Origin of the sequence: Priestia sp. AB, from assembly GCF_028369225.1 — a bacterium.
Taxonomy (GTDB): Bacteria; Bacillota; Bacilli; order Bacillales; family Bacillaceae_H; genus Priestia; species Priestia megaterium.
Map to the genome: position 1 here is coordinate 504,838 of NZ_JAQMYN010000002.1, position 24,802 is coordinate 529,639.

General features: G+C 38.0%; 22 protein-coding genes and 1 riboswitch. Of the genes, 4 read left to right on the forward strand and 18 right to left on the reverse strand.

The genetic code is table 11. From position 1 onward, the window contains the following. Positions 1–2: 2 nt before the first annotated feature. The 7 genes from POF52_RS08810 to POF52_RS08840 form a co-directional block, all read right to left on the reverse strand. Positions 3–2,159 carry a PAS domain S-box protein gene (locus POF52_RS08810; RefSeq protein WP_271991939.1) on the reverse strand — a complete coding sequence of 719 codons (2,157 nt, stop codon included), beginning with the start codon at positions 2,157–2,159 and terminating at the stop codon, positions 3–5. Positions 2,160–2,580: 421 nt separating this feature from the next. Then, positions 2,581–3,294 (reverse strand): LutC/YkgG family protein, encoded by a 714-nt coding sequence (locus tag POF52_RS08815; protein ID WP_271991940.1) that lies wholly within the window; start codon positions 3,292–3,294, stop codon positions 2,581–2,583. Continuing rightward, on the reverse strand, positions 3,272–4,711 hold the full coding sequence (locus POF52_RS08820; RefSeq protein WP_271991942.1) for a LutB/LldF family L-lactate oxidation iron-sulfur protein: 1,440 nt from the start codon (positions 4,709–4,711) through the stop codon (positions 3,272–3,274). The genes POF52_RS08815 and POF52_RS08820 overlap by 23 nt, the downstream gene beginning before the upstream one ends. A gap of 17 nt (positions 4,712–4,728) precedes the next feature. Further along, complete coding sequence (locus tag POF52_RS08825) at positions 4,729–5,448, reverse strand: (Fe-S)-binding protein (protein ID WP_271992180.1); 720 nt, start codon at positions 5,446–5,448, stop codon at positions 4,729–4,731. Between the two features lie 283 nt (positions 5,449–5,731). Next, positions 5,732–6,562, reverse strand: coding sequence for an ammonia-dependent NAD(+) synthetase (gene nadE, locus POF52_RS08830; protein WP_271991944.1), 831 nt, complete (start codon positions 6,560–6,562; stop codon positions 5,732–5,734). 35 nt (positions 6,563–6,597) lie between these two features. Continuing rightward, a complete protein-coding gene (locus POF52_RS08835; protein WP_144631301.1) occupies positions 6,598–8,118 on the reverse strand; it encodes a nicotinate phosphoribosyltransferase in 1,521 nt (506 codons plus the stop codon). A gap of 138 nt (positions 8,119–8,256) precedes the next feature. Next, positions 8,257–8,976: a FadR/GntR family transcriptional regulator gene (locus tag POF52_RS08840; protein ID WP_013082207.1), complete on the reverse strand. Its 720-nt coding sequence runs from the start codon at positions 8,974–8,976 to the stop codon at positions 8,257–8,259. A gap of 193 nt (positions 8,977–9,169) precedes the next feature. Here POF52_RS08840 and POF52_RS08845 point away from each other — a divergent pair, with 193 nt between their 5' ends. After that, the gene (locus POF52_RS08845; protein ID WP_176583913.1) at positions 9,170–10,939 is read left to right on the forward strand and encodes a B12-binding domain-containing radical SAM protein; all 1,770 of its coding nucleotides are present in this window, start codon (positions 9,170–9,172) and stop codon (positions 10,937–10,939) included. Between the two features lie 27 nt (positions 10,940–10,966). On the opposite strand, the gene POF52_RS08850 is transcribed toward POF52_RS08845, so the two are convergent. The 7 genes from POF52_RS08850 to phaR form a co-directional block, all read right to left on the reverse strand. Beyond that, positions 10,967–11,140 (reverse strand): hypothetical protein, encoded by a 174-nt coding sequence (locus tag POF52_RS08850; protein ID WP_013082205.1) that lies wholly within the window; start codon positions 11,138–11,140, stop codon positions 10,967–10,969. Between the two features lie 2 nt (positions 11,141–11,142). Further along, entirely contained in the window at positions 11,143–11,301 is a 159-nt protein-coding gene (locus tag POF52_RS08855; protein ID WP_025749458.1) for a hypothetical protein, read from the reverse strand. Positions 11,302–11,591: 290 nt separating this feature from the next. Continuing rightward, a complete protein-coding gene (locus POF52_RS08860) occupies positions 11,592–12,971 on the reverse strand; it encodes a TrkH family potassium uptake protein (RefSeq protein WP_256656514.1) in 1,380 nt (459 codons plus the stop codon). Between the two features lie 118 nt (positions 12,972–13,089). After that, a complete protein-coding gene (locus tag POF52_RS08865; protein WP_271991947.1) occupies positions 13,090–13,374 on the reverse strand; it encodes a hypothetical protein in 285 nt (94 codons plus the stop codon). A 121-nt stretch (positions 13,375–13,495) separates the two neighbouring features. Then, the gene (locus tag POF52_RS08870) at positions 13,496–14,584 is read right to left on the reverse strand and encodes a class III poly(R)-hydroxyalkanoic acid synthase subunit PhaC (RefSeq protein WP_013055939.1); all 1,089 of its coding nucleotides are present in this window, start codon (positions 14,582–14,584) and stop codon (positions 13,496–13,498) included. 76 nt (positions 14,585–14,660) lie between these two features. Next, positions 14,661–15,404 carry an acetoacetyl-CoA reductase gene (locus POF52_RS08875; RefSeq protein ID WP_013055938.1) on the reverse strand — a complete coding sequence of 248 codons (744 nt, stop codon included), beginning with the start codon at positions 15,402–15,404 and terminating at the stop codon, positions 14,661–14,663. A gap of 81 nt (positions 15,405–15,485) precedes the next feature. Further along, entirely contained in the window at positions 15,486–16,085 is a 600-nt protein-coding gene (gene phaR, locus POF52_RS08880; protein ID WP_013055937.1) for a polyhydroxyalkanoic acid synthase subunit PhaR, read from the reverse strand. Positions 16,086–16,438: 353 nt separating this feature from the next. Here phaR and phaQ point away from each other — a divergent pair, with 353 nt between their 5' ends. The 3 genes from phaQ (at position 16,439) to POF52_RS08895 (ending at position 17,940) form a co-directional block, all read left to right on the forward strand. Further along, entirely contained in the window at positions 16,439–16,918 is a 480-nt protein-coding gene (phaQ, locus tag POF52_RS08885) for a poly-beta-hydroxybutyrate-responsive repressor (RefSeq protein ID WP_013082201.1), read from the forward strand. A 168-nt stretch (positions 16,919–17,086) separates the two neighbouring features. Further along, complete coding sequence (gene phaP / locus POF52_RS08890) at positions 17,087–17,599, forward strand: polyhydroxyalkanoic acid inclusion protein PhaP (RefSeq protein ID WP_013055934.1); 513 nt, start codon at positions 17,087–17,089, stop codon at positions 17,597–17,599. Between the two features lie 143 nt (positions 17,600–17,742). Then, positions 17,743–17,940 carry an alpha/beta-type small acid-soluble spore protein gene (locus tag POF52_RS08895; RefSeq protein ID WP_013055933.1) on the forward strand — a complete coding sequence of 66 codons (198 nt, stop codon included), beginning with the start codon at positions 17,743–17,745 and terminating at the stop codon, positions 17,938–17,940. A gap of 51 nt (positions 17,941–17,991) precedes the next feature. Here the strand turns inward: POF52_RS08895 and sigI are convergent, their stop codons facing one another. From sigI to POF52_RS08915, 4 genes are all read right to left on the reverse strand, one after another. Beyond that, positions 17,992–18,702 carry an RNA polymerase sigma factor SigI gene (sigI, locus tag POF52_RS08900; protein ID WP_013082200.1) on the reverse strand — a complete coding sequence of 237 codons (711 nt, stop codon included), beginning with the start codon at positions 18,700–18,702 and terminating at the stop codon, positions 17,992–17,994. A 370-nt stretch (positions 18,703–19,072) separates the two neighbouring features. Then, entirely contained in the window at positions 19,073–19,888 is an 816-nt protein-coding gene (locus POF52_RS08905) for a TerC family protein (protein WP_013082199.1), read from the reverse strand. A gap of 95 nt (positions 19,889–19,983) precedes the next feature. Next, positions 19,984–20,079: riboswitch (yybP-ykoY riboswitch) on the reverse strand. Between the two features lie 76 nt (positions 20,080–20,155). Beyond that, on the reverse strand, positions 20,156–23,194 hold the full coding sequence (locus POF52_RS08910) for a PAS domain S-box protein (RefSeq protein ID WP_271991952.1): 3,039 nt from the start codon (positions 23,192–23,194) through the stop codon (positions 20,156–20,158). A gap of 144 nt (positions 23,195–23,338) precedes the next feature. Next, positions 23,339–24,082 carry a LytR/AlgR family response regulator transcription factor gene (locus POF52_RS08915; protein WP_016763362.1) on the reverse strand — a complete coding sequence of 248 codons (744 nt, stop codon included), beginning with the start codon at positions 24,080–24,082 and terminating at the stop codon, positions 23,339–23,341. Between the last annotated feature and the right edge of the window lie 720 nt (positions 24,083–24,802).

Sequence of the window (24,802 nt, forward strand, 5' to 3'; positions counted from 1 at the left end):
AGTTAAGCTGGAAGAATAACATGAAAAGCTGTGCCTTCTCCTATTTTGCTTTCCACTTCAATTCGCCCTTTATGTTCTTCGATAATTTTATATGAGACCATCAAACCGAGTCCCGTTCCTTTTTCTTTTGTCGTATAAAATGGTTCTCCTAAGCGCTTGATGCGCTCTTCGGGCATTCCATCCCCTTGATCTCGAATGGAGACCGTCACGTAGTGCGGCTCTGTAGAGTAGACTTCAACAATAATTCTTCCTCCGTTTGACGTGACTTCAATTGCATTTTTAATGACATTTATTAGTACTTGCTTAATCTGGTTCGGCTCGCAGTACACCATTGGCAGCTGAGGAGACACACTTAGTTCAAACTGAATATTTTCTAAAAGCGCTTGAGCATTTAATAAATCAATCGTTTCTTTAACAACCGCAGCTAGATTTTTCTTTTCAAACTTTACGGCCTGTGGCTTAGCGAGTACGAGAAACTCTGTAATAATGGTTTCAATTCTTTTTAATTCAGATTTAATAATATCAAAATAAAGAGAGTGGTCTTCTTGAATGCTGCTTTCTAACAGCTGAACAAACCCTTTTAAAGCTGTCATCGGGTTGCGGATTTCATGCGCAATCCCAGCTGCTAACTGTCCGACTACTTGAAGCGTATCCGATTTTCGAATCTGCTCTTGCATTTGATTTCGTTCCGTTACGTCTCTTAAAAGCGTCATATATAGACCTGGCAAGATATCTTTTTTCGTGGAAAATTCGATATTTTTAACTTTTTCGTTCCCCGTAATGTACGTAATCTCTCCTTCAGCTTCCCCTTTTTGCTCAATCGTTTCTTTATGCTCAATGACCGCATCCAAATTCGCTGAAGAAATAAAATCCTCCATGGAGTACGCACAAATCTCCTCTTTGCTGAGTTCTAGAATATCACAAAGAGAAGAATTTACATCAATAATATTTCGCTTGCCGTCCCATAAAACTAACCCATCGATCGAACCATTAAAAATCTGTCTGAATTTCTCTTCGTTATTCCGAAGCTCCTGTTCGATTTTTGTACGTTCACTGATGTTTCGAAAAATCGTTAAATGGTCTCCTTCTATAATGCCTTTTTTCCCTGTGAATTCCAACTGTTTGATTTCTCCATTTGGCATGTAAAAAGGAAGCTGATTGCGAATTTCTCCTTTTGTTTGAAACGTTTGGAGCACCTTTAACGCACTAAAGCTTTTTGTATCGATAAATGTATACAAATTGCTTCCAATTAATTTGTTTAACGGCAGCTCAAATGTACGCGAAGAAGCAAGATTAGCGTTCAAGATTTCACCATCATCTCTCCAAATCAAGATCGCTTCAATCGCATTTTCAAAAATAGCCCTGAAATTTTTTTCGCTTCTCAACAGCTGCTGCTCCATCAGCCTTTTTTCCGTCACGTCTCTCATAATGGACATATAGTATTGACTGTATATATTAGCCGTTGTGGTAAATTCAAAAAAAGTAACGTCTCCATTTTCGAGCCTGATCGGTAGCTCACCGCTTGTCTTTCCTTCTTGATGCAGAGTTCTCCATAATTTTTTCACCTTATAATGATAAGTAGGTTCTACAAGCTCTTCTAATGTTTTGGTTAGAAGCTGTGCTCTTGTATAATTTAATCGTTCGCAAAATGAAGGGTTCGCGTCGATAAGCTGACCCGTTCGATCAAAAATGACAATTCCGTCTACCGCTTCATTAAATACATCCATAAACATATGATGACTAATAAACCGTTCATTTTCCATCATTTTGTGCTGCGTAATATCCCGAAATGTACACACAATAATGCCCGACATGTGACTATGTTTGTGTGAAGTAAATTCAACATGTTTCATCATGCCGCTTCGAAGCGTCATCGCGCCTTCATATTTGAAATAGCTTTCTTCTAAGAGTGCTGGATAATACGCTTCAATCATGTCATACGGAAAATACATCAGAAAATCTTTCATTTGATACGTTAATAGCTCATCCTTTGTTTTTTCAAACAGCCCGCAGGCTGATTCATTTGCATTTATAACTTGAAAATACTCATCAAATACGACAATGGCATCTAATACGTCATTAAAAATAGCTCGTAGCTGCTGTAATTCACCTTGCTGCTTTTGCTCAGCTTCAGATGTTAATTCTCTGTGTGGTGACATGCTCATTGCTCCTTTCTTTTGCACTTCCCATTTCCCCACCTTTTATCTATAGACTTAATATTCTACAAGATTTGCTTTTTACCTTTTTAAAATTAGGCATGTTTATTCAAAATACGACATTTCTTCACATTATCCCGCTATTTAGAAAGAAAGCATGAATAAAAGAGGCTCATAACTAAATCAATCTAATCTAAAGACAAACAAATTGGATACATGAGCTGAACCGCTTGTTACACCGCTGTTGATTTCCGTACAAGGCTTTTCTTTCCGCAGGAGTCTTCGCTTTGCCTTCCAATCAACTGCTAGAAGGAACGAAACGGATGAAACCTACGCCCACCATAACAAAGAAAACGAACCATTACTCAAACACGTTGAGTAATGGTTCGTTTTTCACTTGGGCTAAAATACGTTTGTCACAGCCTCATCGATCATTCACTACAATATAAGTTGCTTGAATAGGCCCATGCACACCAACTACTAAATTCATTTCAATATCAGCTGAATTGCTCGGTCCCGTAATAAAGTTAATGCAAGAAGCAATCCTTTCTCCTCGCTCTACTTTTTCATGAATCATTTCAGCGGCTTGTGTCATGCGAGGAACAATTGAGCTTTGAGGTATGATTGCAATATAAGTGGCGGGCAGCAAACTGACCGATCGTCCTTTTTCAGCGCTGCTGAACAAAACAACTGTGCCGGATTCCGCTAGCGTCAAATCACTGAAGGTAATTCCAACATTTGCTTGTTCAGCTAGTTTAATATTCTCATCGCCTTTTGCAGAATCCCATACATGAAGGCTACTGCTTGTTTCCCATTTCTCCATCAGCAGATTCAATCCATATTCGGAAAACCTAGGATCATTCCACGTGCAGACAAGACCATTTCCATAGTTCGCTACGGCTTCCTCAAGGACAGCTGGCAAGTGTTGTGATGATGTTTCTACATAGCGAGTATGAATACGTTCGCAATGGTTTTCAAGCTCTTTCTTTAATTGATCTGGCGAATAGCTGCGGTAGACCTCATGCTGAGGAGCATGCTTCCATTGTGGCTTTACTACGCCGCTTGTTCGCCTGCTTCGCTTAAGATTAGCAGCAATATTGTCTAAAAAACTGTCTCTATTTTGAATGCTTCCGTTCATCATCATCACTCCTTTTATCAAACCAATCTCGTAAGCGCTCTTTTGTAGGCGCCGGAAACTCTCTGCTTTCCGTCCACGCTTTTAATGGACCAGGCCCTTTGGAAATACTGCTTCCTGACATAAAAGGAGTAAGAGCTGCCGGTGCTACTTTAGCGCCCACTGTATATAGAGAAGAAGAAGCTGCTCCCAAGCCAAATGCTTTCATCGCCAGCTTTTCCGAAATAGGTGCTTTTCCTTCTTTTTCGACAATTCGCTGACGATGCTTGTGCAATAGCTCATGCAGCGGAATTTTGACCGGACAGGCATCTGTACAGGCTGCGCATAGCGTTGAGGCATATGGAAGCTCTTTGTAGTCTTCATAGCCTCCAAGTAAAGGAGATAATACAGCTCCAATCGGGCCTGAATAAATAGATCCATATGAATGTCCTCCAATATGGCGATACACGGGACATACATTCACACATGCCGCACAGCGAATACACTGTAAAACAGATTGAAATTCAGTTCCTAAAATAGCAGATCGTCCGTTATCCACAATTACTAGGTGAAACTCTTCCGGTCCATCTACTTCTCTAGGAAGTCTAGGTCCTGTAAGCGCTGTTACGTAACTTGTAAGCCGCTGACCTACTGCACTTCTAGTTAACAGGCTTACCAACACTTCAAATTCTTCAAACGTTGGCACAATTCTTTCCATTCCCATAACCGTAATTTGCGTTTTAGGAAGGGCTGTTGTTAACCTTGCATTTCCTTCATTGGTTACAAGTGAAATAGATCCAGATTCTGCAATCGCAAAATTACATCCCGTGATGCCAATATCTGCTGATAAAAATTCTTTTCGCAGCATTTCCCGGGCGTGAAGAGCTAGTTCTTCAGGTTTTTCTGTTTTTTTATACGAAAGCTTTTCCTGAAACACATCTCTAATTTGTTCTTTATTTTTATGAAGCGCAGGAGCTACGATATGAGAAGGCGGATCGTGATCATCTACTTGCAGGATGTATTCTCCTAAGTCCGTTTCAATAACTTCACAGCCTAGTTCTTCTAAAGCAGCGTTCATATGAATTTCTTCTGTAACCATTGACTTGGATTTAACGACTTTCTTTGCCTGCTTTTGCCTCGCTACATTTTTTATGTACTCATTCGCTTCTTCAGCTGTTTGAGCGAAAAAAACGTGGCCTCCGCGTTTAGCTACATTATCAGTGAGCTGCTCTAAATAGTAATCTAAATTTTCAAGCGTATGCTGACGAATTTCTTCGCCAAGCGCTCTCCATTCTTCCCAGTTTCCTAACTCTTCTGCCGCATCTAATCTACGGCTTCTTAAGCGCTCTTGAGCACTTGAAACCGCAAAGCGCATAAACGCATTATTGACTCCATCATCGACGCGTTTTTTAAACTGATCGTTTCCTATTTTCATAGACATTCGGTATTCTCCTTTCTTTACATTCTGCTATTTAACACTTCAGCGATATGCATCACTTTTACAGGCTGTCCTTTTCGTTCAATTCTTCCTCCAATATTCATAAGACAGCCGCAGTCAGCTCCAATTAAGTACTCTGCGTTTGTCTTAGCTATACAGCCTACTTTTTCATCGACCATTTGTTCAGAGATTTGCCCCATTTTAACCGAAAACGTCCCGCCGAATCCGCAGCAGTTATGACTGTTTTCAAGGTTTTCCATTTCAAGACCCTTTACATTGTTTAATAGTGTAAAAGGTTCTTTTTTTACGTTTAGCAAACGCGTCATATGACAGGAAGAATGATAAGTGGCTTTCCCATTTAAGCTGGCTCCTACATCTTCTACTTTTAAAACGTTTACAATAAAATCTGTTAGCTCATACGTTTTATCAGCAAGCTTCACGGCAGGTTCATACCATGCAGCATCACCTTTAAAAAGATGGGGATACTCTTTGAACATTGTCACGCACGAGCCAGATGGAGATATAACGTACTCTGCATGTTCAAACGCTTTTATCATGTTTTTCATCGCTTCTTTTGATTCTTTTACATAACCGCTGTTATACGCAGGCTGCCCGCAGCAAACTTGACTCTTTGGAAAATCCACTTTGCAGCCTAATCGTTCTAATAATTCTACCGTCGCTTTTCCTACATTTGTTTGAAACATATCAATCAAACATGTGGCAAATAAAGATACTTTCATCATTTGCTCCCTCCAAGCTGATCATTTTACTTCTTTTAGTTAACAGGTCATCAGATGACTTAATGCTATTATACTCCTATGTTTTTCTAATTTCACTAGTTTTTCGAAAATACCTTTCTTTGTTTGCTATCTTTTTTTCATAAAAAATAAGAAATTGGGATACGTGAAACCTACGTTTGCCATAACATTAAAAAAATCCGACCGGTGAAGATTCTCTATCAAGAATCTTCACCGGTCAGATTTTCCTTTAACTAAACTACTTTTGTCTTAGCTTCTTACTTATTTATTTCCAAAAATTATCAAATACTGTGATTGGCAATTGGCGTTTATGCTGCGTTTTTAAGAAGTGACCTTCAATGACGTTACTTGCATGTTCACCTACATCTTTGCCTTCTAAATAATCGTCGATTTGCTCATACGTTACGCCAAGCGCTTCTTCATCCGGAAGCTGTGGACGATCTTCTTCCAAATCAGCCGTTGGTTTTTTCATATATAAATGCTCGGGACAGCCTAATTCTTTTAGCATTTGTTTTCCTTGTCGCTTGTTCAGACGGAAGATAGGTACTAAGTCAGCTCCTCCGTCACCGAATTTTGTATAAAATCCTGTAACAGCTTCAGCAGAGTGATCGGTTCCGAGTACGACCCCACTGTACATGCCCGCTACCGTATATTGCGCAATCATTCGTTCACGTGCTTTTACATTTCCTTTGTTGAAGTCGGAAACTTTATCATCTGCCGCTTCTTCAACAGCAGAAAGCATAGCATCTACTGCTGGTTTTACGTTAATAGAAATAGATTTTGTTGGTTGAATAAAAGCAAGTGCATCTTGACAGTCTGCTTCATCTGCTTGCACACCGTATGGAAGACGAACAGCAATAAACTGATAGCGCTCTTCTCCCGCTTCTTCGTTCAACTCATTAACCGCTAGCTGCGCCAGCTTTCCAGTTAACGTAGAATCTTGGCCGCCGGAAATACCTAGTACAAACGAACGTAAAAACGGATATTTGTTCATGTAGGATTTCAGAAAATCAACGCTGCGGCGAATTTCTTCCACGGGATTAATTTCTTTTTGGACGTGCATTTCTTCAATAATTTGCTTTTGTAGCTCTTTCATAAAAAAACTCTCCTCTCATTACTAGCTGACGGAATCTACACAAGTACGGTATCAGATAGTAACTTGCTTCTAGTCTCTTCAATATTTTGCATTTTGTTATCCCAGCAGTTTGTACTCAAGTCTACCGGATACTCTGTAGGACGGAATACATCTTCGTTCGATTTTGTAATGACTTTGTAGTCATCCCATAGATGCTTTAAGTTCTGTAAGCAGTAGGCTCTCATTTCTTCAATGGTAGGCTGCTCGTACACAAGCTTGCCGTCTGTAAAGATTGGCTGGTGAATTTTACGTGCGTTAAAGTTCGTGACAAACTTGCTGACGTGCGTATGAATAGGATGAAACATTTTTAAATGCTGCTCTTCATTCGGCACTTCGTCTTGCATCGTAATATAATCGCCTTCCCATTTGTGGTTCACTTGATTTACAATTCGGTATACCTCTTTTAAACCAGGAGTGGAAATTTTCTCTGGATTCTCTGACAGTTTAATCGTATCCACCATGTTTCCATGATCATCTTCAATCGAAACCAGCTTGTACACCGCTCCTAGCGCAGGCTGATCAAAAGATGTCATGAGTTTTGTTCCAACTCCCCATCCATCAATTTTGGCACCTTGCGCTTTCAAATCTAGAATGCTGTACTCATCGAGATCATTCGAAGCAAAAATTTTCACATCATGATAGCCGGCTTCATCAAGCATTTTTCTTGCCTCTTGAGAAAGATATGGAAGTCTTCCGCTATCTAATCGAATACCGATAAAATTAATGCGATCTCCCATTTCATTTGCTACTTTAATAGCATTGGGAATACCTGATTTTAACGTATTATATGTATCTACTAAAAAGATACAGTTACGGTGTGATTCCGCATACTTTTTAAACGCGCTGTACTCATCACGATAGACTTGAACAAGCGCGTGAGCATGAGTGCCGGACACAGGAATTCCAAATACTTTCCCCGCTCTGACATTACTGGTTGCATCAAAGCCTCCAATATAAGCAGCTCTCGCTCCGTAAAATGCAGCATCCATCTCGTGTGCTCTTCTTGAGCCAAATTCCATAAGCTGATTCGTACCCGTATGCTCATATAAATTATCTTCTCCCGCGGCCAGGCGAATACGCGATGCTTTTGTCGCAATCAGCGGGTGGAAATTTAAAATATTTAAAAGCGGCGTTTCAATAAGCTGCGCTTCCGCTAAAGGAGCGTCAATTTGCAGCATCGGTTCGTTAGCAAAAATCATTTCGCCTTCTACAACCGAACGAACATTACCACTAAAGCGAACTTGCTTTAAATAGTCGATAAACTCCGCTTCATAATGCAATTCTTCATATAAATAATCTAAGTCCGTTTCGCTAAATCTGAAATTAGCAATAAAATCAATTACTCTTTCTAGCCCGGCAAACACAGCATAACCGCTTTCAAACGGCATCCGACGAAAGTAAGCTTCGAATACAGAACGGCGTTTATGAATATGGTCTTTAAAATACGTATGTGCCATATTCAGTTCATATAAATCTGTATGCAAAGCTAAACTATCATCTCTATATTGCTTTTTCATACTTTGTAACCCTCCATTTGACAATCCTAGTTTCTATTATGTAAATCTTTTCACAATAGAGCAAGCATAAATTATCGGAAGGTGCTTGAATTTTAGTTTTTCTGTTATTTGGTGCACACTTTTCTACCTGAAATGGCATTATTTTTCTTCTGGTATGTATTTCATTAACACGTGTTCAACATTATCAAGATGACTCATCATAAAATGCTGAGCGTCTTCTGCATGCTGAGAAAGAATAGCTTCATAAATTTGCTGATGCTCTTTATAAATCCGTTCAGCCGTTTTTTCTTCCGCATAAAGCCAGATGCGTCTTGTCTCTTTCATCGTTTCAATCATCATTTCTGATACGTTATTCATAAGCTTCACTAAAAGAGGGTTTTGCGAGGCTTTGGCAATAGCTAAATGAAAAGCAAAATCTGCTTTCTCTCCCAGCTCTTCATTGCCAAACGCTCCTTTCATTTGCTCCAGGCTATCGGACAGTTGTTTAAGGTCCGCATCTGTTCTCTTTTGAGCTGCCGCTCGAACAGCACCAATTTCTAATACTTTTCTCACTTCAAGCAAATGTTCAATATCATTTTTATTCATTAATACAGCGCTAGTTACAGGCAAAGACAGCATATCAGAGTTAAATTCGCGTACAAATGTGCCTTCTCCTTGCTTCATCTCCAGAAGCCCCATCGCCCGCAAAGCGCTAAGAGCTTCACGAATAGCTGAGCGCCCTACCTGAAAGTTTTCCGCCAGCTGCTGCACTGAATCCAAACGGTCACCAGGCTTTAAGCTGCCTTCTTTTATATTCTCAAGAAGCGTTTCAGCTACTTCTTCGTATATTTTTTTTGGCTTAATTCGCTTATATTCCACGTTTTCCACCTCATTTTTTTCGTTCACCAAGGTTTACATTAACCGAGACTCTTTCTTCTTTTACGTTTCTGTTACATTTTACCGAAATCCTTTCCCCTCCACAACAAAAGTGGCAAGGTATTTATACTTTATTTCTCAAATGTGCTAAAATAGTAAATTGATTTCATATTACGAGTTAAAAGGAGCTTTTTGAATGAACATTGTTGTCAGTACATTGAATGCGAAGTATATCCATACTTCTTTAGCCCTTCGATGTTTAAAAGCCTATGCAGAGCCTGACTATAAAGTGGATATGGCCGAATATACGATTAAAGATCCTGCTATGAACATTGTCACGGATTTATATAAACGCAACCCAGATATTATTGGTTTCAGCTGTTACATTTGGAATATTGAAGAAACGATTAAAGTCGCACAAATGCTAAAAAAGATCAATCCCGAGCTCATCATTATATTCGGTGGACCAGAAGTAACCTATGATGTAACTCACTGGCTAGAGCGTATTCCTGAAGCTGACTTTATCGCGATCGGTGAAGGAGAAGAAACATTCAAGCAGCTGTTGGACGAACTTCACGGAGAGCGCCAGTTTGAAAACGTAAGCGGCGTGGCTTTCCGAAAAGAAGGAAAACCAGTTGTAAACCCGCAGCGCAATAAAATTGATCTGCGCGAAATGCCTTCTCCTTTCCGTTTTGAAGAAGACCGTCAAGAACTTTCAAAACGCGTTGTATATATTGAAACAAGCCGCGGCTGTCCGTTTAGCTGTCAGTTCTGTCTCTCTTCTATTGAAGTAGGCGTTCGCTATTTCGATAGAGAAAAGGTAAAAGAAGATATTCGCTATTTAATGGATAACGGAGCGCGCACGATTAAGTTCGTAGACCGCACATTCAACATCAGCCGCAGCTACGCCATGGAAATGTTCCAATTTTTAATTGATGAACATCGTGAAGGTACCGTATTTCAATTTGAAATTACTGCCGATATTATGCGCCCAGAAGTTATTCAGTTCTTAAATGATAATGCGCCAAAAGGATTATTCCGCTTTGAAATTGGCGTTCAATCTACGAATGATGCTGTCAATGAACTAGTCAAACGCAAACAAAACTTTAAAAAGTTAACGCGTACCGTAACAATGGTAAAAGAAGGCGGAAAGATCGATCAGCATTTAGATTTAATCGCGGGACTGCCAGATGAAGACTATAACTCATTTAAGAATACATTTAATGATGTATTTGCACTTCGCCCTGAAGAGCTTCAGTTAGGCTTTTTAAAAATGCTTCGCGGCACTGGCTTACGCTTAAGTGCGCCTCGCTATAATTATCAATACATGGATCAGTCGCCTTATGAAATTTTAAGCAATAACGTCTTGCCATTTTCAGATGTCGTACGCATTAAACATGTAGAAGATATTTTAGAAAAGTTTTGGAATGACCATCGAATGGATGAAACAATAGAGTTTTTAGTAGAGCACTGCTATGATACACCTTTTGATTTCTTCCAAAACTTTGGGACGTATTGGGATGAAATGGGCTGGGTTCGAATCGGCCATCAGCTTGAAGATTTATTCAGACGCCTTAGACAGTACATTGAAACAGAGAATTTTTCAAATGAAGAAATGATTGAAGGGTTTATGAAAATTGATTATTTACAAAACCAAAAGCATAAGCCTCGTAAACCTTGGTGGGACGATAAAGTAGAAAAACAAGTCCGCTCTCATTACTATCAGCAAATGCTTGCTAATCCTTCTATCATGGGACAGGCTTTTGAAGCTGAACAGCTTGCTGAAAAAGAATTATACAAGCACACTGTTTTAGAGATTCTTCCATTTGACTATATGTATTATAAACAAACGGGAAAAATAAATGAACAACCATCTGTTCTTCTTGCTTATTATGATCAAAAAGCAAATGATACAAAACTTTATTCAGCACCTGTAGAGGCATTTGGCCTTCCAATTGTAAGCTAAAACCTCGGATATCCGAGGTTTTTTTCTTTAACATTCTTTTTTCTTTTCATGCTCTTTATCAGACTTTGTCTTTCCTAGGGATTCATATATTTTAGCCGCGTTGGGATCGCCCATTTCCGCTCCGAACTCTTCTTGCAGTAACTGTTTTTGCTTCGCTTCAGTGCTTGCGATATGCTTATTATTTTGTTTATGTTTGCTCATCGTTACTTACCTTGCTTTCCTTTTTTCGAATTGCGATTCGCGCCTTTAGCCGGCTCCTCGCCGCCAGCATATTCAGCAGCAAACTCTGCATCTGAAAGGCTCTCTTTTGGTGTATTATTGTTAGTCAGTGCTGATTTGTACCCTACTTTACGCTTTGCCATCATATATCCCTCCTATGCTTGGAAGTCCATTGAACTTCCTTTTCTTAGAATGCACTTTCTGATGTGTAATATAAGCAGAAAAAGCTGTAAAAAAGCGGTTGAAACATAACGAAATCATTTTAATCTAAATGCAAACAAATGAGATAAATGGGTTGATCCTCTTGTGAACAAGTTACATGAAACCTGTGTTCACCATCACAATAAAAAGATCCAAACGAGTTTGATTCTTAATCAAGAAACAAACTCGTTCGGATCTTCCTTCAACTAAAATATTTGTGTGCCAGCCTCTTTTATCCAATAATAATACGTTCTTTCGGATAGTGATAATCCGGTCCAGACGTTGGACGGCGAAGCATTAAAATAAATGAAAACATGCCGATTCGGCCAATAAACATTAAAATCATAATAACGCATTTGCCGATATCAGAAAGCCCTCCCGTAATTCCCATTGATAAACCTGTTGTCCCAAAAGCTGAACACACTTCAAAAATAAGCTCAATGAGAGAAAAATGTTCTGTAATACTTAAAATAAGAAGAGAAATCGAGCAAATGATTACGGCTAACATCGATACAGCTACTGATTTAATAATGTCATCTTCATGAATTTCGCGGCGAAAGATTTTAATCGTCTTATTTCCTCTGACGTAATAAAACAGGAAAAGAATATTTAATGCAAACGTCGTCGTACGAATTCCTCCCCCTACTGAGCTCGGTGAAGCACCGATAAACATCATCGCACTCATCATAATTAACGTAGGAAGTGAAAACTCATTAATATTCATGGTCGCCACTCCTCCGCTCCTTGTGGCAGCGGATTGGAAAAACGCATAAAAAAACGATTCATCCCAAGACTTATCTGCTAGAAATCCTGAATGCTCTAGCACAAGAATCAAGATTGTTCCCCCTGCTAACAGCAGAAAAAACATAATGGTCGTTAGCTTCGTAAATAGCGAAAATTGAAATTTACGCTTATCTTTAAATGTTAAAAAATAGTGCTTAATTTCAATTAATACAGGGAATCCAATCGCTCCAAGCGTAATTAAAATAACGGTTACCACTTGGACAAAATAATCATGGGCATACGGAATAAATGAAGATCCTGTAATATCAAAGCCAGCATTTGTTGTAGCGCTGACAGAAGCAAAGAAACCATGCAAAAACGCATCTGTCCAGCTCGAATAATAACGGAGAAAATGTAATCCTAAAACAATGGCGCCAACTAGTTCAATGGCAAAAATAATAAATAAAATATTTCTCATCAAGTCAACTAATCCTGATAAGCGGGATTGGTTATGGTCTGTCATAATGAGCTGACGTTCCTTTAAACCGATTTTTTTACCCAAAATCATCCAAATAAATGTACTGAGTGTCATTACACCAATACCACCGATTTGAAAAATAAAAGCGAGCAAAAAATAGCCCGTTGTACTAAATGTATCCGGAGTAGAGACAGGTGTCAGCCCTGTTACACTTACCGCACTAACGGCAATAAATAAGCGATCAATAAATGCTAACTTCACTCCCGGCTTTAAAGCTTCTGGAATACTAAGTAATAGAAATCCAAGCGTAACAGCCACTATGTAAAATGTAACAATAATTTGAGCTGAAGACATCTGCCTTACTCGTCGTTTCCATGGTTGCGGCATAATCTGACATTCCTTTTTTGTTATAATACTAATAGTTTTCTTCTTTCTTCTCAAAGCATACTCATTGTTACACGGATTGCAATATCCATGTAAAAAATCCCATGTTCAAGAAGGTGACTACATTAGTATAAAAGAAGTCACCTCACTTGTCATTAGATATCATATATTCCAGCAGCCCGCATAAAGAACCGTCAATCAATATTGTCTGTTTACAAAAAAAACGAGGTTGAGACATAATTAAATGAATCCAATCTAAAGACGAACAAATGGGATACATGTGCTGAACCGCTTGTGACATCGCTGTTGATTTCCGTGCAAGACTTCGCTTTCCGCGTGCGGCCCGTGAGCCTCCTCGTCGCTGACACTCCTGCGGGGTCTCACCTGTTCCGCTTTTCCCGCAGGAGTCTTCGCCTTGCCCTCCAATCAACAGCTAGAAGCAACTATATATTTGAAATCTACGTTTACCATAACAAAAAAACGAACCACTAATATCAGTGGTTCGTTTTTCACTTCGGCTAAAATACTTTTGTCCCAGCCGCTTCTTTATTTTATTTAGAGCGTTTTTCTAGCCAATCGCCGATTGAAGGATATGTTTCCTTCACTGCTTTTGGACCAAATACAACAGATACGTGACCTGTTTGCAACAATTTGTACTCTTTATCTTCACTTGAAACAGCGTCCATTAAAGCTGCCACTTGATGCGGCATCGCAATATGATCACGGCTAGCAGCAATGTTTAAAATATTAGCTTTAATATTTTTCAAATCTACTTTGCGTCCGCGAACTTCAAGTTCACCATTGATTAATTTATTTTGTTGATAGAAGTCACGAATCCACTGACGATAAGCTTCACCAGCAAATGGGATTCCGTCAGCAACCCACTTTTGCATTAGCTTCCAGCTTTCAACAAACCGCTGATTTTCCGAACGGTCCACCAACGTTACATATGGGCCATAGAAATTCGTGATCGGCTTTAACATCTTGTTTCCAAAGTCAATCATCTCTGGAGGGATGTTTCCGAATGTATCTACTGCTTTATCTAAATTAAAGTAGCGATCGTCTAGGAATGCTCCGTATAAACCTGTATCCGAAAAATCAAATGGACTTGTCATAAAAATTAAGTTTTTAATCGGCAAGTCTTCATTTAATGCAGCAAAAATAGATGTCATAGTTCCGCCCATGCAGTAACCAAGAACAGACAAATCAGGAGATTTAGAAGTGCGCAGCACCTTTTTCGCCGCTTTTGGAATATAATCTACAATATAATCATCTAGCTTCATATTGCTGTCTTCAAGCCCAGGAGTTCCCCAGTCAAGCAAATACACGTCAAAACCACGGTTTAATAAGTATTCAACAAGGCTGTTTCCAGGTGTTAAATCCAAAATATACGGTTTATTGATCAATGCATATACGAGTAAGATTGGTGTTTTATGCAGGTTATCTTTTACTGGCGTATAGCGGTATAATTTCGCTTTGTTCTTTTTCCAAATAACCTCTTTTGGTGTTAATCCAACTTCCGGTTCCGCTTCTGTTGTCATAATTTCATATGCACGCTTAAAACGTCTTGCAGAACTTTTATATTCACTTGGCATTGATTTGATTAATTTTTCCCACTCTTGCACGTAAGGAATTGCCACGAATATACACACCCTTTCATTCCATTAGTAGTTAGTTAACAAGCACAGCCCCGACAAAAGTCAGGGCCAGCATTTATTACATGTATAAGCCGCCGTTAATGTTTAACTGTTGTCCTGTAATGTACGCGCCGTCTTTTGCTAAGTAAACAACTCCACGTGCAATTTCTTCAGCGTGGCCTAAGCGACGAGTTGGAATTTTCGCAACAATTTTTGCACGAACATCTTCAGGAATTGCCATCACCATTTCCGTTTCAATAAACCCTGGGCAAATTGCATTAACTGTTACGCCTGTCTTAGCTAGTTCAAGAGCTAATGATTTAGTGAATCCTAGCATACCTGCTTTAGCAGCTGAGTAGTTTGTTTGACCAAATCCGCCCGCTTGACCAATAATTGATGAAATATTGATAACACGACCACCTTCAGATTCTAAAAGGTGCGTTAGCGCAGCTGATGTTGTGTTGTATACGCTATGTAAGTTTACATCAATTACTTTTTTCCAATCTTCTTCACCTAACTTCTTGAATGAACGGTCGCGCGTAATTCCAGCATTGTTTACTAGAATGTCTAATTGACCAAACGCAGCTTTTGTTTCTTCGATTAGGTGTTTTGCTTGATCTACATACGACACGTCAGCTTGAACCGCAATAGCTTCTCCGCCGTTGTCTTTAATTTCTTTTACAATTGCTTCTGCAGATTCTTTACTGCTGTTATAGTTTACTGCTACTTTTACTCCATTAGAAGCAAGCTCACGTGTAATTGCTGCCCCGATACCTTTAGATCCGCCTGTTACGATTGCTACTTTACCTTGTAATGTTGTCATGAAAAATTTCCCCCTTGCTTCTTCAGCTATGATTTTTACTGTAAATACAGCAGTTAATGTTGTTATAAAATCCCCTATACCTTACTTGCGAGCTGGCTGCTCAGTTTTTTGAGCGTTTGATGGTTTTGCTTCAGATTTAGCTTCTGCCTTTGGCTTTTCAGCTAATTTTTCTTGTTTTTCTAACAGCTGAGCCTGAAGCTGCTCACCTTGAGTTTTAATTTGTTTTTGAATAGTTTCTTTTAACTCGTCTTGTGTTTTTTGCTGCCCTTCAAGAAGAGATAAAACTTTGTCGAGTTTTTTGTCTAACGATTTGACATCAGATTTCAGCTTAGTTACATCTTTTTTCAAAGCAGATGCACTTTCTTGCTGTGCTTCTAATTCATCAAAACGATCGTCAAATTGCTCTTCTAATAATTCTACTTTTTCTTCCACATTGATGACTAATGACGCAACGTTTGCTACATCTTCTTTTGTTGGTACATTTACTTGGTGCAGATAGCGCCCCGTTACTTCATTTACTGCTTGTTGATATTGAAGGTTCATATTTAGCACATTTCCCATGAGCTGGGAAAATTCTTCACGATTCATATTGTCCCCAATAACTTTACCCCAGTAAGATTCGGTTTTGTCATATACGTCTTTCCATGCTTGAAACGGATCAAATACTTTTTGCTGTTCCAAAACTCCATCTCCTTTCTTGTGTACGTTAAAAGTGATGGCTTTCAATATGGACACTTAATGTGACAAGCGACATATTAGAAGCTCTAAGTAAACGCAACCAATTTTGCGTTTATTTATTGGATAATGTAAATCTTTTCACAATTCACTTACCAACAAATTATAAATGTTATAAAAATTACCTACATGTACTATTATAAATACGTTTTCCAAAATAAACAATTCTAAATCTTTGTTTATTTTTGAATTTTTTTGACGCTTTTTGTCGAAATCCAAAAAATCGTTCTTTTTTCCTGTATTTGAAAGACCTGTTTTAAAGTGTTGACAATTTTTTCATCTAGGTGTAAATTACACATATGGAAAACAAATTCTCTTTTTTCGAAGGGGTGATTACCTTGGGATCAAGTGAAAAAGATAACACCTCTAATTCAAACAACTTAGAAAAATCGATTAGCGGTGCACCAAAAAACTTGATGGTTCCTTTTCTTCTTTTAAGTTTAAGAGGTTGGAATCTACATGGTTACAAGCTCATTCAGCAACTAATGAGCTTTGGATTCACATCAGTTGATCAGGGAAATGTCTACCGCACGCTGAGACAGCTTGAAAAAGACAACTTGATTACATCGCAATGGGATACGTCAGCTGAAGGACCTGCACGCCGGATTTATTCATTAACAGATGCCGGCGAACAATATTTAAGCATGTGGGCTAATTCACTTGAACAGTATCAAAACATGTTAGATTCATTTTTTCACATGTATACCGACATGTTGTTCCCTTTTAGCTCTTCTTCTTCTAAAAAGTCAAAAGAATCAAAAGAGGAAGAAAACGATTAAAGGGATTCACGCAGTACATCTGCGTTTCCTAATATAATGTTAAATTTCACGGTCAACCAGCGAGCGCGGAATGTTAGGTTTATCACACAACTACGAATTTCTTCTTTAACGTTTTGTTCATTACGATAACTGTTCGCCAGACCAAATTATTCAAGGAGGAATTTGATTATGTCAACAGTAAAGTATGATACAGTAATTGATGCAATGTGGGAACAATGGACAAAGGGGTTACAAAACATTGCAGAAGGAAACAAACAAATTGAGCAATGGACGTTAAAAGCACTTGAGCAACAGCAAGAATTTGTAACAAAAGCAGTTGAACAACTTCAAGCAACAGACAAACAGTGGAAAGCTGAATTAGAAGATCTTCAACAAAAAACAGTTGAAAACTTACGTAAAACAGCTGGAAACGCTGTTGCCGATTCTTATGAAGAATGGACAAACCGCACGCATGAAGCATTAAATAAATTACAAGAGCTTTCTCTTAACCAAAGCAAATCAAGCTATTCTTTAGTAAAGCAAGCTCAAGAACAATATCATCAAGTAGTAACACAATTAGTAGAAGAGCAAAAGAAAACGCGCCAAGAATTCCAACACGTATCTGATGCATACGTAGAACAAGTAAAATCTCTTCAAAAGTCATTTGCTCAGTCTCTTGAGCAATATGCAGTTGTAAAATAATATATAAAAAAGCCCAGCTTCTTTGAAAGCTGGGCTTTTTTATACTTTCTTGCAAACCATTACCAGTATGCAAAATAGGAAACAACAAATAATACAGGTACAGCAGTTCACTGCTGTACCACTAAAAAAGGAGATGACTAATCATGGCTAGAACAAATAAACTATTAACACCAGGTGTAGAACAATTTTTAGATCAATATAAATATGAAATCGCTCAAGAATTTGGGGTAACTCTAGGTTCTGACACTGCTGCACGCAGCAACGGTTCAGTAGGCGGAGAAATCACAAAACGCTTGGTGCAACAAGCTCAAGCTCACTTAAGCGGCAGCACACAAAAATAAAACATAACTTCATAACATGGCTAAAAAAAGGCACCTGCGTGTGCCTTTTTCTTACATAATATAGTCTTTTAAATACACGTAGTCCCCCGCTAATATAATAACCATCGCGATAATATATTTACGGTTTCTTTCAATTGTTTTCCGGCTCACTTTGACATGTTTTTCAATCAAGCGAATAGGAAGCTGCCGCTTTAAAAACAGCTTATCTTTTAATTCTTTTTCATTGACGATAAAGGATGCAACTTCCACTGCATTTCCCCTTGCATCCTTATGTTTAGGAGACGTCTTGATAATGTCTTCAAGAGTTAATTTAAACAATTTTAGCGTCTGACAAAAATAAGTCATTTCCTCTTGAATATATGAAGTTTCACTTTGCCTTTTATAGTTAGAAAGCGATATATCCCTTTCTACCTTGCCTTGAATAAAACCTTCATTTTCAATTCGGCTATAGAGCAGCGTTTGATTTCTCTTTTCTTTTCGAATATAGTCAATTACTCTTCTTTTAATAATCAGTTCCGCAAATGCAAGAAGAGATCGTCCTTTTTGGATTGTGTAATTTTCAATGGCTTCATTAAATGCAATCAGACCAATGCTAAATTCATCGTCAGCTTCACTTATATAACGTTTACATACAGCTGAAACAACTTTAGCAATAAACGGTTTATATTGTTGAATCATTTCGTTATGTAATTGTTTATCCCCTTGCTGAATCGTCAGTACAAGCGTTTCAAGCGATGGAGGCGTTTGAACTTTTGTGAGCATTGGCTTCACCTCTTTTACTATACTCAGTTGCTTTATACCATGTTAATATCCATTCTTTTGATGACGAACAGGGTTGAGAAGCGCTCTGCTCCTTTTAATTTCCCTTTATTATAACCCATAATAGCTCAATTTTACCAATTAACATACATTTGAAATATATGTTTATAAACTGAAATAAACTTCATTGAACTGAATTACTCACGGCTGATTCTGTTCTCTACAGAATATGAACGAAAAAGCAAAACATTCGGATATAAAATAATTAAACATTAGTTGGTTCTTTTACCCTTTATTTAAACAATCCAAACTAGGTATTTTGTCTTAATATAAAAAACGCGCCTTCAATTAGCATTGAAGGCGCATTTTTTCATTATTGATTTTCAATTTTTTTTAACGATTCTTTTTCTTTCTCTGAGCCTTCAAGATCAGTTTGTTCTTTATTTTTAGATAGAAACCAACCTGAAGCTGCTATGCCAAGTAACACAATCCAAAACGTAATTTTCCACACTTTTGATTCAGGGAAATGTTCATTAATAATACCTAATTCCGGATGAGCAAGGGTATACACCGCTAACTTAACTCCTACCCAGCCTACAATAGCAAAAGCCGCCGTTTCTAGGCCTGGGCGCGTATTTAATAGCTTCACGAACCAAGTTGCAGCAAAACGCATAATGATTAATCCCATAATTCCTCCGGCGAAGATCACCAAGAATTGTCCGCCATCGAGTCCGCCAATTTGAGGAAGATTTGTTGTTGGCAATGTAACGGCGAGAGCCACAGCAGCCAAAATTGAATCAACGGCAAAAGCAATGTCTGCTATTTCTACTTTTAAAACCGTCATCCAGAAACTTGAGCCCTTTTTCCCGTCTGCTTCTTTCACTTTTTCATGATCGTCTTTTTTCACATATCGCTTCACAATATGATTAATGGAAATGAACAATAAGTAAATGGCTCCTATAGCTTGAAGCTGCCATACGTCGACTAAAAATGAAATCAAGAACAACGAACCAAATCTAAAAATAAAGGCACCGGCTAGTCCGTAAAATAATGCCTTCTTGCGTTTTTCTTCCGGTAAATGTTTGACCATAATAGCCATCACAAGAGCATTATCCGCCGCCAAAATTCCTTCTAATGCAACCAGCACTAACAATACCCATCCATACTCTAACAAAAGTGATGCATCCATAAAAATCCCCTCTCATTTCTTGTATAAGTTTATTTATCCTCATTACCGGAATAAAACACAAAAAGACCTTTGCCAAATATGGCAAAGGTCTTGCTAAGCATAATCATTATGCCAACAAAGCCGATGGAATACTCCATGTAATGACGACTTTGTTTCAGGTTTCCCTGACGCTACTCCCCTTTACTCCTTAAGAAGTAAATGTATTAAGTTGTTTTTATTTTACAAAGAGTCCACTAATAAGTCAATTAAAAGCCCTCTAAACTTTTGTTAAGCTTTTGTTAAGCGTTTTAATACATTCAAAAACGTTGCAATATGAATAGGCTTTGTTACGTATTCACTAAAACCGACTAAAAAAGCTTGATCGATATCGCTTTGCATCGCACTTGCACTCAGGGCGACTCGCGGAATATGCTTCAACTCTTTTTCCAGCTGAAGCTGTGTGCATACCTCAAAACCATTCATATCAGGCAGATCAATATCAATTAAGATTATATCCGGTGAAATGGACTTGATTAGCCCGATGCCGTTTTCTCCTGTTTTGGCAACTAAGAGCTTAACATTTTTATATGGAGAAAGAATCGATTGCATAAGCTCGATATTTGTATCGTTATCCTCAATATACACAATTGAAATTGGCATGGAAAAACCTAAGAACGACTCGGCTTCCCCTCCACTGGATAATCGTTTAGGAACAGGTGGATGGACTATGGGAAAACGCACCCAAAATGTACTGCCTTTTCCTTCTTCACTTCGCACTCCGCACGTTCCATTCATTAATACAACAAGCTGTTTTACAAGCGCCAACCCAATTCCTGTTCCGTCTTTTTCTAGTCTGTTCACACGGTAGAAAGGCTCAAAAATCCGATTTAATTCTGAAGCTGGAATTCCAAAGCCCTTATCTTCAATCGATATAGTTACGTGATGCTTAGTGATGTCGGTATAGATAGTGATATCGCGATAAGCGGGCGAATATTTAATGGCGTTTGTAAGCAGATTTAATAAGATCTGCTGAAACCGAAGTTCATCTACTTCAATAAAGACTTCCTGGTATGCGTGAAAGCGAGTATAAAGTATACTATGCTTATCTTTTGCTAGTGGTTTCATAATTTTAAGCGCATCTTCAATTGCCTCTTTTACCGACACCGGTTCAAGATTAATCGCTAAGTGACCTGATTCAATTTTCGATAAATCAAGCGTTTCATTTATCAAATAAAGAAGATGATTACCTGCTTTTAAAATTTTTCGTATACGATTCAATTGTTTTTCTGTTAAATCTTTTTCCCCTTGCTCTTCCAATATCTGTGCATAGCCTAAAATACTGTTTAAAGGCGTACGAAGCTCATGGCTTACTTTTGATAAAAACTCAGACTTGGCTTGATTTGCCTTTTCGGCTTCTTCTTTTGCTATAATCATTTGCTGATTGGAATGAAGCAAATCTCGTTCTTGTTCCTGCTGTTTTGTAATATCATAAAATGTGACAACTACGCCTTTATAATATTTGCTTTCTTGAAGAGGTTCAGCATTCACCGAAAGCCAAGTCAACTTTTTCTCATTTAAATAAATGCCCATGACCGTGTTTCGTACAGGCTCTTTTGTGTGAAGACAACGAACAGATGGAATGTCTTCCAGTGCAAAAGGTGTACCGTCAGGATGAATAATTTCCCAGTCTAAACCAAACGGGTTAACCGATAACATTTGGTCGTAAGGCACGTTTAGAATTTTAGCAGCGTATGCATTGGCAGCAATTAGATTTCCTTCAAGGTCATGAAACACTACACCTTCTGACATTGTAGAGAGAACGGAGCGATACATGCTTTCACTTTTAGCCAGCTTTTCTCTTGCTTCGTGAAGATCAGTAATATCTACTATAGAACCAATAACTTCTTGTACTTCTCCTTTGTAGATATGAGGTATTAACTTCGTATAGTAAGCAAAGTCGTTCAAAAGTACTTCATAAGACACTTTCTCTCCCGCCCATGCCTTCTCATAGTATCTCTTATTTTCTTTTGCGTAGGATTCAGGCAAAAATTCTTCAAGTGTTTTACCAACAACATCTATTTCCTCATATCCCATTTCACGAACCATTTTTCCTTCGCACATGGTATGAATATATCCTTTATCGTTTTTCACAAATTTAAAAATAGCGCCATCTTGCTGTGAAAGCGTGCGTTTTAAATCTTCTTGTAAATCCAACAGCTGCTGTTGAGCCTTTTTTCGGTCTGTCACATCTTTGGCGATGACGTAACTGCCTTTAATTTGACCATGAACAATAATAGGCATTTGCGTTACTTCAACATATACAGGCTGATTATCTTTGCGAATGAGCGTTGCCTCATAATAAACAGAGTCTCCGCTCAGAGATTTCCACATATATTCTTCAGCTTGTTCAGCTTCTCTAAACATATAAGGAAACGGAATTTTCTCCATTTGATGCAACGTGTATCCCGTTAGCTCGATTCCTTTTGGATTAATCGTTTGAATATTGCCGTACAAATCAACCGCACACACAATATTGGGATTGTAGTTAAAAAGAGATTGATAATACTCTTCTTTTAATTGACTTTCCCTCACTTCTTCCTGACGCTTAAAAGCTGCAACGAGCAGGAAGACAATAAGTAGCGTAATTGTGATACTTGCAATAATATTGGAAAATGGCGCTTGATACGGCAGCCACTGCCCCCATTTTCTAGCAACTGAGTGTGCAATATGCAGCTTCATTCCATACATACTGATGAAATGCATAACTGAAATTCCAATGCCCAGTAAAATAGAGCTAACAAGTTTAAGAAACGGATTAGCCTTCACGCTTTTCGAACGAAAAAACAAGTGCATCGCATAAAATGCAACGACCAGGGCGATGATGATAGAAAGCAAAACAGATAGCAGGGCATAATGAATGTGTGCTTCTGTTTCGATTGCTGCCATTGCAATGTAATGCGTACCCAGAATGCTGCTTCCTAAAATAAGCCCTGACCATACCGACGTGCGCCATTTCCAGAATGTCCAAAACGCAACTAATGATCCGCTAATTGCTATTATTAAAGCAAGGACAGAAAGTACAGCATCAAAATGGAAGCTAACAGGAACATAATAAGCAAGCATAGCAATATAATGCATCGCCCCCACTCCAAGCCCCATTGAAGTTGCTGACAGTGTAAGCCACAAATAATTGTTCCGCTGTTTTTTTATCATTTTGCTCATAATATCAAGTGCTGTATAAGAGGCAAGAATCCCTACAATGACAGCAAGAAATACGGTAAATTCATTATAGTGACCAGTAATTGACATCATTTGCTTTCCTTTCACTTCAACGTTACTTCTTCTATCTAACTCTTCTCATAAGAACTATATTACTATCATTTATTCCGAAAGCAGACACATGAAATAGACGAAACTTGCATAAGCTTCGTCCTTTCATCAACATAGCTATTTTAGAAGCAGCAGCATCTCTTAATTCGTCATTAACTGATGCAGCTGTTTTTGAACGTCTTGGATTTTTAATTTTGAGATATGAGCATATTCATCAATTTCTAAGAAATAAACAAGATATGTTTCGTTTTTTGGTGTGATGTGCGAAACTTTCTGTAAATTCACGATATAAGACCGGTGTGTTTGACTAAATACAGAAGGGTTCAAATACATATAGATATCACTAATATTTTCATATGTCTCATAGACACGTGATTGAGTATAGATTAAACATTTTTTTCCGGATTTCTCGATAAAAATAATTTGATCAATTGGAATGTAATAAGTAGAACCATTAAATTTTACAGGCAGTCTTTTTAATTTCTCCCCTGGCTTTTTTGACTGATTTTTATCAATTCCAATGGAGTTTTTTGCCCGCTCTAACGCCATATAAAGCCTGGTTTTTTCAATCGGTTTTACAATGTAATCCAGTGCTGACAGCTCAAATGCCTTCACAGCAAATTCATCATAACCGGTGATAAAAATGAAGTTTAAATTCGGCTTAATGCGCAGGCACTTTTTTATGGCATCTACCCCGTTAATCGTAGGCATATTAATGTCTACGAGCAAAAGGTCTGGACTCTTAGCCATCACTTCCTGTACAAGCTGCTCTCCGTCTTTGCAGATGCTAATCACTTCAAATTCCGGAAGCTGTTCTATAAAATAATCTAAAATTTCAACCGAATCTTCGTTGTCATCGGCAATAATTAAGTTAATTTTGTTCATCCTGACTCCCCCTAGGATACAATGTTAAAGTATAGTACGAACTATTGCCCATTCTGTTTTATGCATGTCTACACATCGTTATAGTGTTTTTATGTTGAGATGAATGATCTACACGGACGCTAATCGTTAATGAACACACAACGATTGTTCATGGGGAATATTGCAATAATTGTAGGTTTTCTAGAAGAAGACATAAAAACCGTTTATCTATTATCATTTATTTTCCTAACAATGATTTAATACCCTTTTTATAATCTGTAAATCAGCATGTCAAAATCTTTATTTAACATTTTCGATAAAGGCGACACGCTCTTTTCAATCATTTTGTTTTCTCTTACTATTAAAACATGTTCTACGCTCTTTCACCCATACTTTTGTTAATTTTTTCACTTTCCATTAAAGGAAGTTACTTACAGATTGTCTTTAACAACCATGATTTTGTGATTTCATCCAAAAGAATTTATGTATTTTTTATTCATTTTATTATAAAAATTCTAGCATACAAAGGTATGAACTTACATATGTATTCCGAACTAGTTCCTTTTAAAACTATGATTATTATACCATTTCATAGTATATATCACATATAGTTAAACGTGAAGACTTTCCATTTCTTTAAGTGTTCAAAGCTATTTATTTGTAAAATAAATAACTCCATTCCTCTATAAAGGCTACATAACTTAATTAACCATCTATTATTTGTAAAAAAACAGGCCTAAA